This is a genomic window from Lacicoccus kunmingensis DSM 17847 (genome assembly GCF_059568765.1).
Genome location: NZ_JCANUC010000014.1, coordinates 22,800 through 35,483 on the forward strand (window position 1 = coordinate 22,800; position 12,684 = coordinate 35,483).

16 protein-coding genes are annotated in these 12,684 nt (G+C 42.7%); 8 read left to right on the forward strand and 8 right to left on the reverse strand.

Annotated elements, in window-relative coordinates:
• Positions 1–64: 64 nt before the first annotated feature.
• From BO48_RS12300 to BO48_RS12320, 5 genes are all read left to right on the forward strand, one after another.
• On the forward strand, positions 65–613 hold the full coding sequence (locus BO48_RS12300; protein ID WP_496367747.1) for an ATP-binding cassette domain-containing protein: 549 nt from the start codon (positions 65–67) through the stop codon (positions 611–613).
• Positions 614–698: 85 nt separating this feature from the next.
• Positions 699–923 (forward strand): hypothetical protein, encoded by a 225-nt coding sequence (locus BO48_RS12305; protein ID WP_496367748.1) that lies wholly within the window; start codon positions 699–701, stop codon positions 921–923.
• A gap of 12 nt (positions 924–935) precedes the next feature.
• Positions 936–2,054, forward strand: a complete 1,119-nt coding sequence (locus BO48_RS12310) for a serine hydrolase domain-containing protein (protein ID WP_496367749.1) — start codon at positions 936–938, stop codon at positions 2,052–2,054.
• Between the two features lie 17 nt (positions 2,055–2,071).
• Positions 2,072–2,299 carry a hypothetical protein gene (locus tag BO48_RS12315; protein WP_496367750.1) on the forward strand — a complete coding sequence of 76 codons (228 nt, stop codon included), beginning with the start codon at positions 2,072–2,074 and terminating at the stop codon, positions 2,297–2,299.
• Entirely contained in the window at positions 2,299–2,574 is a 276-nt protein-coding gene (locus BO48_RS12320) for a hypothetical protein (RefSeq protein WP_496367751.1), read from the forward strand. Before BO48_RS12315 ends, BO48_RS12320 begins: the two co-directional genes overlap by 1 nt.
• Before the next feature lie 59 nt (positions 2,575–2,633).
• Here the strand turns inward: BO48_RS12320 and BO48_RS12325 are convergent, their stop codons facing one another.
• Positions 2,634–3,032, reverse strand: coding sequence for a hypothetical protein (locus tag BO48_RS12325; protein WP_496367752.1), 399 nt, complete (start codon positions 3,030–3,032; stop codon positions 2,634–2,636).
• A gap of 78 nt (positions 3,033–3,110) precedes the next feature.
• Between BO48_RS12325 and BO48_RS12330 the strand changes: the two genes are divergently transcribed.
• On the forward strand, positions 3,111–4,367 hold the full coding sequence (locus tag BO48_RS12330) for a hypothetical protein (RefSeq protein ID WP_496367753.1): 1,257 nt from the start codon (positions 3,111–3,113) through the stop codon (positions 4,365–4,367).
• A gap of 164 nt (positions 4,368–4,531) precedes the next feature.
• A complete protein-coding gene (locus BO48_RS12335; protein WP_496367754.1) occupies positions 4,532–6,667 on the forward strand; it encodes an ATP-dependent Clp protease ATP-binding subunit in 2,136 nt (711 codons plus the stop codon).
• Positions 6,668–6,878: 211 nt separating this feature from the next.
• Here the strand turns inward: BO48_RS12335 and BO48_RS12340 are convergent, their stop codons facing one another.
• The 7 genes from BO48_RS12340 to BO48_RS12370 all read right to left on the reverse strand — a co-directional run bounded on the left by BO48_RS12340 (position 6,879) and on the right by BO48_RS12370 (position 12,074).
• Positions 6,879–7,376, reverse strand: coding sequence for an SdpI family protein (locus BO48_RS12340; RefSeq protein WP_496367755.1), 498 nt, complete (start codon positions 7,374–7,376; stop codon positions 6,879–6,881).
• An 11-nt stretch (positions 7,377–7,387) separates the two neighbouring features.
• A complete protein-coding gene (locus tag BO48_RS12345) occupies positions 7,388–8,026 on the reverse strand; it encodes a uridine kinase family protein (protein ID WP_496367756.1) in 639 nt (212 codons plus the stop codon).
• A gap of 160 nt (positions 8,027–8,186) precedes the next feature.
• The gene (locus BO48_RS12350) at positions 8,187–8,654 is read right to left on the reverse strand and encodes a DUF1648 domain-containing protein (protein WP_496367757.1); all 468 of its coding nucleotides are present in this window, start codon (positions 8,652–8,654) and stop codon (positions 8,187–8,189) included.
• Between the two features lie 99 nt (positions 8,655–8,753).
• A complete protein-coding gene (locus BO48_RS12355; protein ID WP_496367758.1) occupies positions 8,754–9,410 on the reverse strand; it encodes an ABC-2 transporter permease in 657 nt (218 codons plus the stop codon).
• Positions 9,403–10,275: an ABC transporter ATP-binding protein gene (locus BO48_RS12360; protein ID WP_496367759.1), complete on the reverse strand. Its 873-nt coding sequence runs from the start codon at positions 10,273–10,275 to the stop codon at positions 9,403–9,405. The genes BO48_RS12355 and BO48_RS12360 overlap by 8 nt, the downstream gene beginning before the upstream one ends.
• Entirely contained in the window at positions 10,272–10,658 is a 387-nt protein-coding gene (locus BO48_RS12365) for a GntR family transcriptional regulator (RefSeq protein ID WP_496367760.1), read from the reverse strand. Before BO48_RS12365 ends, BO48_RS12360 begins: the two co-directional genes overlap by 4 nt.
• Positions 10,659–11,117: 459 nt before the next feature.
• On the reverse strand, positions 11,118–12,074 hold the full coding sequence (locus BO48_RS12370; protein ID WP_496367761.1) for a threonine ammonia-lyase: 957 nt from the start codon (positions 12,072–12,074) through the stop codon (positions 11,118–11,120).
• Positions 12,075–12,178: 104 nt separating this feature from the next.
• Between BO48_RS12370 and BO48_RS12375 the strand changes: the two genes are divergently transcribed.
• Entirely contained in the window at positions 12,179–12,616 is a 438-nt protein-coding gene (locus BO48_RS12375) for a MarR family winged helix-turn-helix transcriptional regulator (RefSeq protein WP_496367762.1), read from the forward strand.
• The last annotated feature ends 68 nt before the right edge of the window (positions 12,617–12,684 follow it).

Below are 12,684 nucleotides of genomic sequence, written 5' to 3' on the forward strand. Positions count from 1 at the left end.
GTCCTTGGGCTGTCTCTTTTTTGTGGGAAAAATTAGTTTGCAGACGTCAAGGAGTGCAAACTAAATGAATGAACTGACTGTAAAATTGACAAATATCACTAAAAGTTTTGGAAATAAAGATCTCTTTGAAATTGAAGAGTTGTCGGCGTATGTCGGCGATAAAATCGCGATTGTCGGTCCGAACGGCACCGGAAAATCCACGTTGCTCAAAATAATCAACGATAGTCTGGCACCTGATAACGGCGAGGTCCGGCGGGAAACGGACTTTAATTATTTTGCCCAGATAGATGATGTGGCTGAATCCATATCAGAGGAAATTGAGTTCAAGCTGCTCAGCCATTTCAACGTTCCGGATAATATCGGTTTGAGCGGGGGCGAGGAAACGAAACTGCGATTGACGGAGACACTGTCGAATTACAAACTGGGATTGTTGCTCGATGAACCGACGAACTTCATCGATTTGAAGACGATAGAGGCACTGGAAGCATTTATCAATGCCTACCAGGGCATGGTGATTGTGACTTCGCATGACCATGAATTCATCACACGCGTTTCAGATGAGGTTTTTAAAATTAAAGACCAGAAACTGATCAGAAAAGATCAGACTGAATAAAAAGTATAAATGTCCGGGATTTTAATGATGAATCCCGGACATTCCTTTATAATGAAGGAAAGAGATGAATATAAGGATGATCAAAATGAAGGAATTTCATAGAGAGTTGACGCATTTGGGTCTATTCAGTGTGCTTGCCGTGATTTTTTATTTTGTCGGTAATGCACTGATCGATACGATCTTTGCTGAACGTCCGCATGTCGTCATTTTAGGTATACTACTGCTGGTGGCTTTAGGTGTCGCCTATTTTCTGGGTAAACAGATGACGAATGTGGTTGAGCAGGCGGTTGCTCTGAGAAAGAAAAAGTAAGAGGTGTCGGTATTGAACTTTTTGATGGGTCAATTGAATATTTTAATCAGTGCTTTAATCATCGGATTTTTACCTCATCAGGAAGTGTCAGACTACATAGCGTTTGAATCACTGGATAAAGACGAACAAGTTGAAAATCTTCTTTTTGAACAAATAGATTACGACGATCTATATGGTGCAGTATTTCATATTGAGCAGGGCGACGAAGTTATCCATGCTGCTTCCGGCAATCTGGAGGTGGACGAACCGTTCAGCATTGCGAGTGTGACGAAGATGTTCACCGCAAGTGTCATATTCCAGATGGCGGAAGATGGTTTTATAACGCTGGATGATACGGTTGATATGTATTTGACGCCGGAAGAATACTCCGGCCTCCATGTATATGATGGTACTGAGTACAGTGAATCCATCACTATCCATCAGCTGATCAGCCAGACGACAGGGCTGCCCGCATATGCTGAAAGTGAGACGGAGGGTCTGACTTTGGTAGAGGAATCGATTGATAACGGTAACGCCTTCACTTTTACATCGAAACTGGACAGCGCCAAAGAGAAGGGTGCGAGGTTCATAAATGGTGAAAGTGCATATTACGCAGATATCAATTACGATATATTGGGAGAAATCATTGAGCGGGTGTCAGACGATAATCTGGAATCCCAATATGAACAGTATATATTCGAGCCGCTTGAACTGGAAGACACCTTTCTTGCGGAAGAAGGCAGTGAAGTCCCGCCGGTTGTCGTAAACGGCGAGGCGCGGGATATCACCTCGATACTCGAAAACATGCGTGCGAGCGGCGGTCTCATCAGCACGTCCGGTGACCTGATGACATTTTTGAAGTCGTTTTTTAACGGCGGGATGTTCGATGAATCATTTATAGACACTGATTCCCTGGAGGACATTCAGTTTTATTTTCATCAGTACGGCAACGGCTTTATGAATTTCGATGTGTCGGCTGAAATGCCTGTCCTTGATATGCATCCGCTGTCGGGCCACGCCGGTATAAACGGCAGTTTCGCTTTTTATAACAGAGAACTGGATTTATATATCACCGGGACGACGAACCAGGCGAGTAATCCAATGTTAAATTATGAACTGATTCAGCAGTTCATCGATATTGCTGAAGAGTAGTTGAAAGGAATTTTAAAATGGAAAGATTAAATATCACTTCGATGGTACTGGGTTTGATATGGGTGGTCGTCTCATATCTTTTAATCACGACTGTCATGTCCGAATGGTTTTATGCCCAGCCGGTCTGGGTCATTCCACTGACGATCGTCGGCGGGGTCATCGTCATCAGAATATTGTTCAATCAAGTATTCAAAGTGGATTTCATCAATAAAAAATATCATAAGAATCAAAACAGGAGGAAATAATGCCGAATCCAAATACTAAGAAATATGTCATTGCCAGTCTGCTGGGTGTCGCATTGTTCGTCTTTTTATACTTGATCATGGAAGTCATCACATTCTATACATTTCCAAGAATGATCGGCTCTGTGCTGCTTGCACTGGTCGGCGGCGGAGCGATCGGGTCGCTGCTGCAGAGACTGCCTGATGAAGATGAAAAGTCACCGAATAAATACTACATCATATGTTTCAGTGTGATGGTAGTGATTGCATTCCTATATGTGACACTGGTCGGGTATTAAAATAAAGTCCGGAATCTCAAGTTTATCATTTGAGATTCCGGACTTTTTTATTGGATGATTCAATTATCTTCTTTCTTATCCATCACCAACTCAAGTACAAAAGCATCAATTTTTGATAAGTAATAAAATACCGCAATACTTAAAAAGACGATGATCGCAGTTGAAGTCAGGAAGTCATTGACAAAAAATATGACTGCCATAAGCAGTACGAAGAAAGTGGTGAAGATTCTGGTGTACTTCTTACTCGTCGTCAGTTTTATATTGTCATTATGATAAACTTTCAGCTCATTACTTTTCATGCCCTGCTGGGTGACTTTCAAAGTGGACGGTTCCTTTTTCAGTTCGTAAGTCTTTTCTTCCAGTCTGTAGATTTTCTCAACTTCTTCATCATTTATATGCACTTCCATACCTGTCGCACTGCCGAACCAGCTGGTTTTTCTAGTCAATTTGAACGACATACCAGTCTCCTTAAAGATTTTCTTGAATATCTAATCTATTATACAATGAATAAAAGACGAAAACAAAGGAGTGGAACGATGCTGAGAATTTTAATGCTGATGATGGGCGCATTAATGATTACTGCAGCCTGTGGAAATGGAGAGGACTCTGATACGCCGGTTGAAAATGAAGAAGCGACGGAAACAGAGGAAAGTGCAACACCGGAAGAAAGTGCAGAGACCGACAGTTACAATGGAAATTCAGAAGAGGAATCGGGCGAACAGGAAACATCAGAAGAATCATCAACAGAAGAGGGTGCCTCAGAAGAAGCGGAGAGTGAAGACACCGAGGATGGCAGCGACAGTTCTGTAGAGGAACAGCCGGAAGAAGCTGAATCTGAAGAGGAGACAGTTGAGGAAAGTCCGGGAAACGCTGATGAGTCGGAAGCGGCAGCAACTGAATTCGATATTAACAACGCTGATACACAGAAACGTCTGATGGCACCAAATTATCCGGAAGACGGCCTGTCATTTGAGCAGGAGGTGATTACTGAAGGCATGACGCAGACTGAAGTCGAAGACCTTCACGGGCAATATGACTTTATTTACCCTGGACATGGAAGAGCGGTGACGATATACGATAATTTAGGTGTCGTGTACTCGGTACCGGGGCCGTACGGCAAAGATGAGCTGGCGACGATGGATGTGAGTCCGGATGAAGTGGTCGTTGAAAATGTGATGTATTATGCGGGGGTTTCGTATGATGAAGTGGTGGCGGCGCTCGGTGAGCCGGATGTGGATGCCCATGAGCCGGAAGAGGGCCCGGTGAGCGGATATCACTTTATGGAGTATGTGCTGGATCAAGGTGAAGAGATGGCGCTTGCTGGTGTGTTCTGGATGCATGAAGATGAAAATGGCGAGCTGATGGCGGATGTCATGACGAAAAATGAACAGCCGATTGATGTAGAAGCGTATAATGAATCGCTCGGCGGGGTGGATGAATACACGGAAGAGACACTTACTGCGATGATGGAAGGATATTTGTCGAGTCTCGAGGATTATTTTAATGATGAGAATGAAGAGGTATTTGATTATACGGAGCCATCGTCCGAGAACGGTGGAATAATTATCAATAATAAAGAGAGCGGCAGCTTCAGAGATCACGAAAACCATAATATAGAGATACTGGATATCGAGGAGCGGGATTCTGTCTACTATGTTACTGCCTCGCGTGAATATTCCCATGCAACATCAAACGGTATGCGCAAAGCGACTGTTGAGTACGAGATTTTCAATACGACAAAGGGATTTAAAGTGATGGATTTTGAACAATTAGATGATGAACCGGCAGGTTAAAACTGTATCAAAAGGCCTTACCAACGGCGTTGGTGGGGTCTTTTATTTGTATGAGCATCACTGTTGATTTTCTGGTTAAAGGTCATTATAATATAATTATAGTCAAAGATAGTCAAAGTCAAATAAATGACTATTTATGAATTAAATAAAGGAGGCATTTAATCATGAAATGTCAAAATTGTGGTATAAATGATGCAAATGTTAATTTAGCAATGAATATAAACAACCAGAAAATGCAAGTACATTTATGTAATGCATGCTTCCAGGAAGTAAAATCACAATCAATGAACCCAAACAGTTTTTTCAGTGGAGATGGATTTGGCGGACAGGAATATAACAATTTCAACCAGGGCAACGGCGGACAAAAAGCAGGTGCCAGAACTCAGACGAAAGAACCGGAACAGGATGGTCTGCTTGATGAGCTTGGTACGAACTTAACAGATAAAGCACGCGGGAATCAAATAGATCCGGTTATCGGCCGTGATCAGGAAGTCAAACAAGTGATAGAAACACTGAACAGACGTAATAAAAACAATCCGGTGCTCATCGGTGAGCCGGGTGTCGGTAAGACGGCAATTGCCGAAGGACTGGCAGTTAAAATCGTCGAAGGTGATATTCCGACTAAATTGATGGATAAAGAAGTGTACATTTTGGATGTGGCTTCACTCGTTGCCAATACAGGCATCAGAGGTCAATTCGAAGAGCGTATGAAACAGCTGATTGAAGAGCTTAAGCAGCGTGAAGATGTGATTGTATTCATCGATGAAATTCACCTGATTGTTGGTGCGGGTACTGCGGAAAGTTCACAAATGGATGCAGGCAACATCTTAAAACCGGCGCTTGCACGCGGTGAAATGCAGCTGATCGGTGCAACGACACTGAAAGAGTACCGTCAGATTGAAAAAGACGCAGCACTGGAACGCCGTCTGCAGCCGATTACGGTGAAAGAACCGACGCTTGAAGAATCAGTGCAGATTCTGAACGGCATTAAAGACAGATATGAAAGATTCCACGAAGTAAAATACTCTGATGAAGTGATTCAATCATTCGTCAATCTTTCACACCGTTATATCCAGGACAGGTTCCTGCCGGATAAGGCGATTGACCTGATGGACGTTGTCGGCTCAAGACTGAACCTGGCGAATGCAGAGAAAGATTCTGATTCCATTGAAACTCAGCTTGAAAAGGTCAGAACGGACAAGAAAGCTGCAGCGGAAGAAGAGGATTATGAAAAAGCGGCAAACTTGAGATATCAGGAAATGCAGCTTGAAAAGCAGCTTACGAAATCCCAGTCAGGAGAGAGTGAGCAGGTCATCGATGTTGATGTATCCGACGTTGAACTGATTGTTGAAGAGAAAACGGGTATTCCCGTAACGAAACTTCAAAAAGACGAGCAGGAGAAAATGCGTGAGATTCAGAGCAATCTCGGCTCTAAGGTCATCGGACAGGAAGAAGCGGTCGAGAAGGTCGCAAAAGCCGTCCGCAGATCGAGAGCCGGACTCAAATCGAAATACCGTCCAATCGGTTCATTCCTCTTTGTCGGTCCGACAGGTGTCGGTAAGACAGAGCTGACCAAAGCACTGGCTGAAGAACTGTTTGGTACACGTGAATCACTGATACGACTCGACATGAGTGAGTATATGGAAAGTCACAGTGTGTCCAAAATCATCGGTTCACCGCCGGGATATGTCGGCCACGACGATGCGGGACAGCTGACTGAAACTGTCAGACACAATCCTTACAACATCGTCCTCTTGGATGAAATCGAAAAAGCACACCCTGACGTGCAGAACATGTTCCTGCAGATTATGGAAGACGGCCATCTGACAGATTCACACGGCAGAACCGTCAGCTTCAAGGAAACTGTCATCATCATGACAAGTAACGCAGGCACAGGCGTCAACAACAATAGTGTCGGGTTCGGAATGGATGAAAGCGACGCAGTTTCCACATTGGAAAACTTGAGCGACTTCTTCAAACCGGAATTCCTGAACAGATTCGATGCCATCATCAACTTCAATGAACTGTCAGAGGACAATCTGCTTCTGATTATTGATCTGATGCTTGAAGAGTTGAACGAAATGGTCAAAGAAAATGGTATAGAAATGACAGTAACAAATGCAGCTAAGAAAAAATTGGTCAAGATGGGATATGACAAGCGCTTTGGTGCAAGACCACTGAGACGTGTCATACAGGATAAAATCGAAGACCAGCTGACAGACTTGATTCTGGAAGAGGACAACATAGAGAAAGTCACTGCGAAAATCGTAAATGATACTATTGTAGTTGAAAAAGCATAAACTGATTTTGATCGAAAGCACAACCTGGGGGCGGGTTGTGCTTTTTCTTTTGGGAGTTTTCATTGATGTGGCATGAAGGCGGACAAGATGCATTTGGTATCATAAATGGAGGAGAAATGACATGAACCTGTCGAAATCACGTGTTTCATGCATTTGGACGCCGGTTATGGCATGCACTTGAGAAAATATTCTGTGTCGTGTCCAAGGACAATCATTTTATTTTCCTGCGTTCCTTCAGTCCCCAGACTACTGGGCCGAGTGAAATAATAAGAATGAGCGGCAGCAGGTAGATCCCGAAGGAGGTTTCGCCGTTAAGGCCATAACTGATGACTTCGATAAATATGACAGCAAATATGAGCATTACACCGTTTTTCGAGAAATTCACTATCTGCCTGCTGTTCAAATAAAAGTCTTCGATATTTGACTCATTCATCCGGTCGGGATAGTTGTGTACATGAGGCATCCTTTCCAGTATTTCCATAAATATAATGAGAAAAAGCTGGATGGCCACGAGAACGAGCAGCTCATAAGGCGAGCCGTATCGGTTTATCTCGGCGCCGGGACCGAACTGCATTGGTATATTCTCTGACAGGGATGCGAATGTGAGTGCCACGTAAACGACGGCACCGATAAATACACTGTATCCGACAATGTTTGCGAGTTTTTCGGGAGTCGACTTCGGAATTTTCATTTTCGGTCGAGCTTCCATTTTATGCCCCCTTATAAATTTGACTTGATGATATTGAATTCATTATTTGAGTAATCGACGATGACATCAAATTTCTCACTCAATGGCTGCATGAACAGGTCGTACTGATCCCGCCTGTGCTTCTGCGCTTTAATGAGTGCATCAAGATTCCGGCCACGCTGTTTGACGTCCCGTTTCTTTCGCCGTTCAAGTTCGGTTTCTGAATCGGTATAGAAGTAGACTGACAGGTCAAAGTCGAAATCTTCGAGAAAGGCCGCGGACATGCCTTCGATGATGGTCACTTTACGGGCGCCGTATAACACCTTTTCCGCATCCCACGGTTTGTCAATCGTTGTGATGGTGCCGCCATTTTTAAGTACTTTAATATCCCGCGACAAACTGTTCAGTTCATGGCGGATTGGCATGCAAGCTGTAATTTTAAAAGCTGAGTCGGCGCCGTCTACACGATATTCCGCATACGTATTTCCGAGATGATGACCTTCGATTATATAAGTGTCCGTATTCAGGAAGTTATAATCTGCATCAAGCGAATCACACAGTTTCTTTGCGAATGATGTCTTACCCGAGGCGCCGTGGCCGGAGATGGCGATGAATATTCTATTTTCGTCAGCATTGATGACTTCATTAATTTGTCTGATCAAAGATTCCATAATACACCTCATCTATTTATTAATTTTATTATCACATAATGTAATGTGATTTTACACAGAGAAGCGACGCTTTGTAAAAAATAAAAAGACACAACTCACTAAGATTCAGATGAGTCATGTCCAGGGTCAATCATTTTATTTTTCGGCGTCTGAGCATTGTTCAGATGATCGGGCCTAATGCGAGTACAATAATTAAAGGAATCATTAAAACACCGAATGTGGGTTGGTCTAATATGCCGTAGTTGATAATTTCAATAAATATTACAGCAAAAATGATCAACACACCGTTTTTAGTGACGTTCATCAGCTGTCGACTGTTCAAATAAAAAGCTTCAACATTCGATTCGTTCATCCGCTTGGGATAGTTGTGCATCTCAGGAACTCTTTCAAGAGCTTCGAGCATAGGTATGATAAAGAATGGTATGACTATTAAAATGATCATTTCATATTTTGATCCATATCTGTTCACTTCACCGCCCGAACCGAAATGCATGGGCACTTCCGCCGGCAGGAAAGGAAAAGCGATGATGGCATAAACAAAAGCTCCGATAAATATGCTGTAGCCGATGATGTTGATGAGTTTCTCTGCAGCTGTTTTAGGAATATCCAGCTTTGGTCGTTTTTGCATTTAATTACCTCTTATACATGTTGTTTGACTCAATTATCCCATAGTATCTTTCAATTTCACACAACAAATTGAACAAAGAAAACCTGTGCTAAATGAGTGTTATATCAAATCATTTTTTACTGACTGCTTTTGGGTTGTAAAATAAGTGATGACATACGCCAGAATGCCAAGCCCCAGAATGATATAGGGCAGGGTGTATAGAGTGAAGTTCCAAAATGCATTGATCTCAATGCCTGTGTTGACCAGGTTCATCAGCGGCATAAAGTAGAACATGAAAGTGAATCCCATCGGTACAAGATATATAACCACTTTCCAATTAACATTTTTGAACCAGTCACGGACAAATGTCGTGTAATAAAAGCTCGTAATCAGCAGATTAACACCTGTAATCATAATCATTCCGAACAGATTGTAGAACTCACCGTTTGCCAGGCTGTAAGTGAAGATGACAACGATCGACAGCAGAGTCATCAGCAGGTGAAACATATAATCTGACTTGATGAAATCCTTTTTATTTACTGGCAACGCCATGAAAAATTCATGGCTCTTATTGTACGACATCAATATATGGACGTTCATATAGTTTGCGGTCAAATACATCACTATAAAAAAGTTCGCAACATTGATAACTGATAAGAAAGCCGCATGGTGCACTCCGGAGTATAATGCAGCGGTTAAGTTTAAAACGATGACGCCTGCTGTAAAAATCAATGTCCACTTGGAATAAATCAGTTTCAGATAGAGATGTTTATTCATTTTCTGACACCCTTTCTTTTTTCAGATGGTACATAAGTGCGTCAATCTTCAATTGCTCAACCATGATTTTTGAACCGTATAACTCCGTCAGTGCCTGATGTTCTTCTGAAATGGCCTCGAATCCGACGGAAGTTTTCCTGATGCCTTTCAATAATGACCGGGTTTCATCATCCAGAATATCGACGGGACCTTTGATCCTCTTATACTTTTCCAATAAAAAATCTTTTTCCTCATGAAAGACGATGTCACCGTCATCGATAAGGATGACGTAATCCGCGATGGAGTCAAGATCGCTCGTAATGTGCGTGCTGAATAGTATCGTCATATTTTCATCCATCATCAGTTCCTGCAGTATCTCCAAAAATTCAATTCGGAAGTTCGGGTCCAGATTTGAAGTCGGTTCGTCTAAGATCAGCAGCTCCGCCTGATGACTGAGTGCGATGGTCAGTGCCAGCTTCATCTTTTCACCGGTGGAAAAGTTTCTGATCTTCTGTCCCTCCCTGATTTTAAACTCCTTCGTATAGTGCTTGAATGTCTCGTCATCAAAGTTTCTGTAAAACTTTTTTAAAATATTCATCAGCTGTCCGAGCGTTTTATTTTCAGGAAAACGGTCTTCAGAGAAAACAAAACCGATCCTGTTTAAGATTTCATCTCTGTCTGCTTCGATGTCCTGTTTGCCAAGGACGGAAACTTCTCCGCTGTCCGCTTTCCTCAAACCGAGTATCAGATTGATCAGTGAGGATTTACCTGCGCCGTTCTCACCGATCAATCCGGTGATGAATCCTTTCTCAATGTTCAAATTAATATTATTCAATTTGAAATCTCCCTGGATTTTATTTACATCTTTCAGTTGAATGGCTGTCATTTTATATCCTCCTCGATCATTGAAATCATCTCATCCAGTTCTGTTCTTGGTAAATTGATTTTATAGGATGCTTTCAGCATGTCTTCGATATGGCCTTCAATTTCATTCAATACGCGTTCCTTCTGGAGTTCGGTATTCTGTTCGCTCACATAAGTCCCTTTGCCGACGACCGAGTGGACGTAGCCTGCAGCTTCCAGGTCCCTGTATGCCCGCTTTGTCGTAATGATGCTGATTCCGAGTTCTTTGGCCAGCTGCCTCATTGAAAGAAGCGCATCCCCCGGCATCAGTTCACCGCTCATGATCAGCCGTATAATTTCATCTTTAACCTGCTCGTAAATAGGGACGTCAATGGTATTCGATATTTTAATGTTCAGTTTGAACACCTCCACCTTATATAGTGTGTATACTTAATATATACACTATGCACGGATGTGTCAAACATTTTAGGATTTTATTTTGCTGAAAGGTGGGGGAAGTACTGTGGCGGTGGGATTTACAAGATTTGAATTTATTTTCAGGAGCGAGGGGTTGGGCGGGGTGGTCGGTCGCATAAGTCATTGTAAATACCGAAGTTGTGTGAACTCAGAGGTGTAAATCGTATAAATCATCAGGAAATCAAAAGATATGTGAATAACGAGGACCGAATCGAATAAGTATTCGAAAAATCAAAAGTTAAACGAATACGGCGGCTGGAATCGCACAAGTCTGCTGAATATAGGAAGTTAAACGAATATCGTTGTCGGATTCGTATAAGTGAGCGAAATATATGAAGTTATTCGAATGCCACACTGAAAACAGACAAATCCCGGTAAACTTTTTATTTACCGGGATTAGTCATTCAATCAATACCCAACGCCCTGCAGCAGCTCGAGCTGCTCGAAGCCGAGGTTGCCGCCTGAAACGACGAGGCAGACTTTATCATCTTTTTTAACATCGAGCTTCTTATCGAGCAGGGCGCCGAGGCCGATGGCGGAAGATACTTCTGCGAATATCTTACCTTCCATCAACATCATCTTCTGGGCTTTCAGCATTGTTTCATCGGATACCGACAGAAATCCATCCACATGTTTTTGAACAACTTCAAAATTCAATGTACCAGGGCGGTTGACGACAAGGGCATCGGCAATCGTTTTCTGAGATTCGAGCTGTACCGGTTTGCCGGCTTCCAGACTTTTCGTATATCTCGGAAGTCTTTCCGGTTCAACGCCGATGACTTTGCCTTTGAATCCTGATTCTTTCATCGCTGTCGAGACGCCGCCGAGCAGTCCGCCGCCGCTTGCAGGAACCAGCACATGATCAAATGGAATTTCTTCATCCATGATCTCCAGACCGACAGTGCCCTGGCCCGCCATGACAAGATCATCTTCAAATGGCGGAACGATCGTGTATCCATGCTTTTCAGCCAGCTCTTCCGTTACAATGAAGCGGTCGTCGACTGTACAGAATTCAGTCGCAGCGCCGTGCTGTCTGATGGCTTCGACTTTGAACGCGGGTGCGGTTTCTGGAATGACGATTGTCGCTTTTATGCCCAACAGTTTTGATGCGTAGCTGACTGCCTGGCCGTGGTTGCCGGAGGATGAGCAGATGATACCGGCTGTCTTTTCTTCGTCGGTCAGGCTGAGAATTTTATTCATCGCACCGCGGAGCTTGAACGCTTTAGTATTTTGCATATTTTCAAGCTTGGCATATACTTCGCATCCGGCATATTCATCCAGATTTTGAAGTCTGATCAAAGGTGTCTTAACAATGAAAGGTTTAATCTTTTCACGAGCTTGGTATATATTATTAATGGAAATCATAAATAAAACTCCTTTTCTATAGGAATGATTTGACAAAAGTAATGATTAATACTAAAATTATCTCGAATTTTAAATAATTTTGGTTTACGACAGAAGGTGAAATAATGGATCGCACAAAAGAAGCTTTGAAGGCCTTTGTAGGTGTGAAACGTACAAATGAATACCTGGAAAGCAATGTTAAGAAGGATGTTTCCCATTACGGTTTGAACATCACTGAGTTTGCTGTTCTGGAACTATTATACAACAAAGGTGACCAGCCGATACAACATATTAAAAATCGTATTTTAATTGCGAGCAGCAGTACAACTTATGTGGTGGATAAACTCGTTGAAAAAGGTTATGTCGACAGGCGTCCGGATACGAACGACCGTCGGATCAGCTACGCGTTTCTGACTGAAAAGGGACGCGAACTTATGGTGGAAATTTTCCCGCCGCATGCAGAGCTCATCAAAGAATTATTTGAAGAGCTGTCGGATGAAGAGCTGGCTGCATTCAGAAAGACTTTGAAAAAAATATCAGTGAAGCGCGCTCAGACTAATTAAGTTTGAGCAAACTTTTTGAAAATCATCTCGATTTCGAGATATGATAAAATCATGGTGTTAAAAGGAGA

Excerpts from the sequence above, each read along its gene's own strand:
- BO48_RS12330 (WP_496367753.1), top strand. The coding sequence starts at position 3,111 with ATGCTGAGAATTTTAATGCTGATGATGGGCGCATTAATGATTACTGCA.
- BO48_RS12300 (WP_496367747.1), top strand. The coding sequence starts at position 65 with ATGAATGAACTGACTGTAAAATTGACAAATATCACTAAAAGTTTTGGA.
- BO48_RS12355 (WP_496367758.1), bottom strand. The coding sequence starts at position 9,410 with ATGAATAAACATCTCTATCTGAAACTGATTTATTCCAAGTGGACATTG.
- BO48_RS12315 (WP_496367750.1), top strand. The coding sequence starts at position 2,072 with ATGGAAAGATTAAATATCACTTCGATGGTACTGGGTTTGATATGGGTG.
- BO48_RS12325 (WP_496367752.1), bottom strand. The coding sequence starts at position 3,032 with ATGTCGTTCAAATTGACTAGAAAAACCAGCTGGTTCGGCAGTGCGACA.
- BO48_RS12320 (WP_496367751.1), top strand. The coding sequence starts at position 2,299 with ATGCCGAATCCAAATACTAAGAAATATGTCATTGCCAGTCTGCTGGGT.
- BO48_RS12340 (WP_496367755.1), bottom strand. The coding sequence starts at position 7,376 with ATGGAAGCTCGACCGAAAATGAAAATTCCGAAGTCGACTCCCGAAAAA.
- BO48_RS12375 (WP_496367762.1), top strand. The coding sequence starts at position 12,179 with ATGGATCGCACAAAAGAAGCTTTGAAGGCCTTTGTAGGTGTGAAACGT.
- BO48_RS12350 (WP_496367757.1), bottom strand. The coding sequence starts at position 8,654 with ATGCAAAAACGACCAAAGCTGGATATTCCTAAAACAGCTGCAGAGAAA.
- BO48_RS12345 (WP_496367756.1), bottom strand. The coding sequence starts at position 8,026 with ATGGAATCTTTGATCAGACAAATTAATGAAGTCATCAATGCTGACGAA.
- BO48_RS12305 (WP_496367748.1), top strand. The coding sequence starts at position 699 with ATGAAGGAATTTCATAGAGAGTTGACGCATTTGGGTCTATTCAGTGTG.
- BO48_RS12370 (WP_496367761.1), bottom strand. The coding sequence starts at position 12,074 with ATGATTTCCATTAATAATATATACCAAGCTCGTGAAAAGATTAAACCT.
- BO48_RS12360 (WP_496367759.1), bottom strand. The coding sequence starts at position 10,275 with ATGACAGCCATTCAACTGAAAGATGTAAATAAAATCCAGGGAGATTTC.
- BO48_RS12335 (WP_496367754.1), top strand. The coding sequence starts at position 4,532 with ATGAAATGTCAAAATTGTGGTATAAATGATGCAAATGTTAATTTAGCA.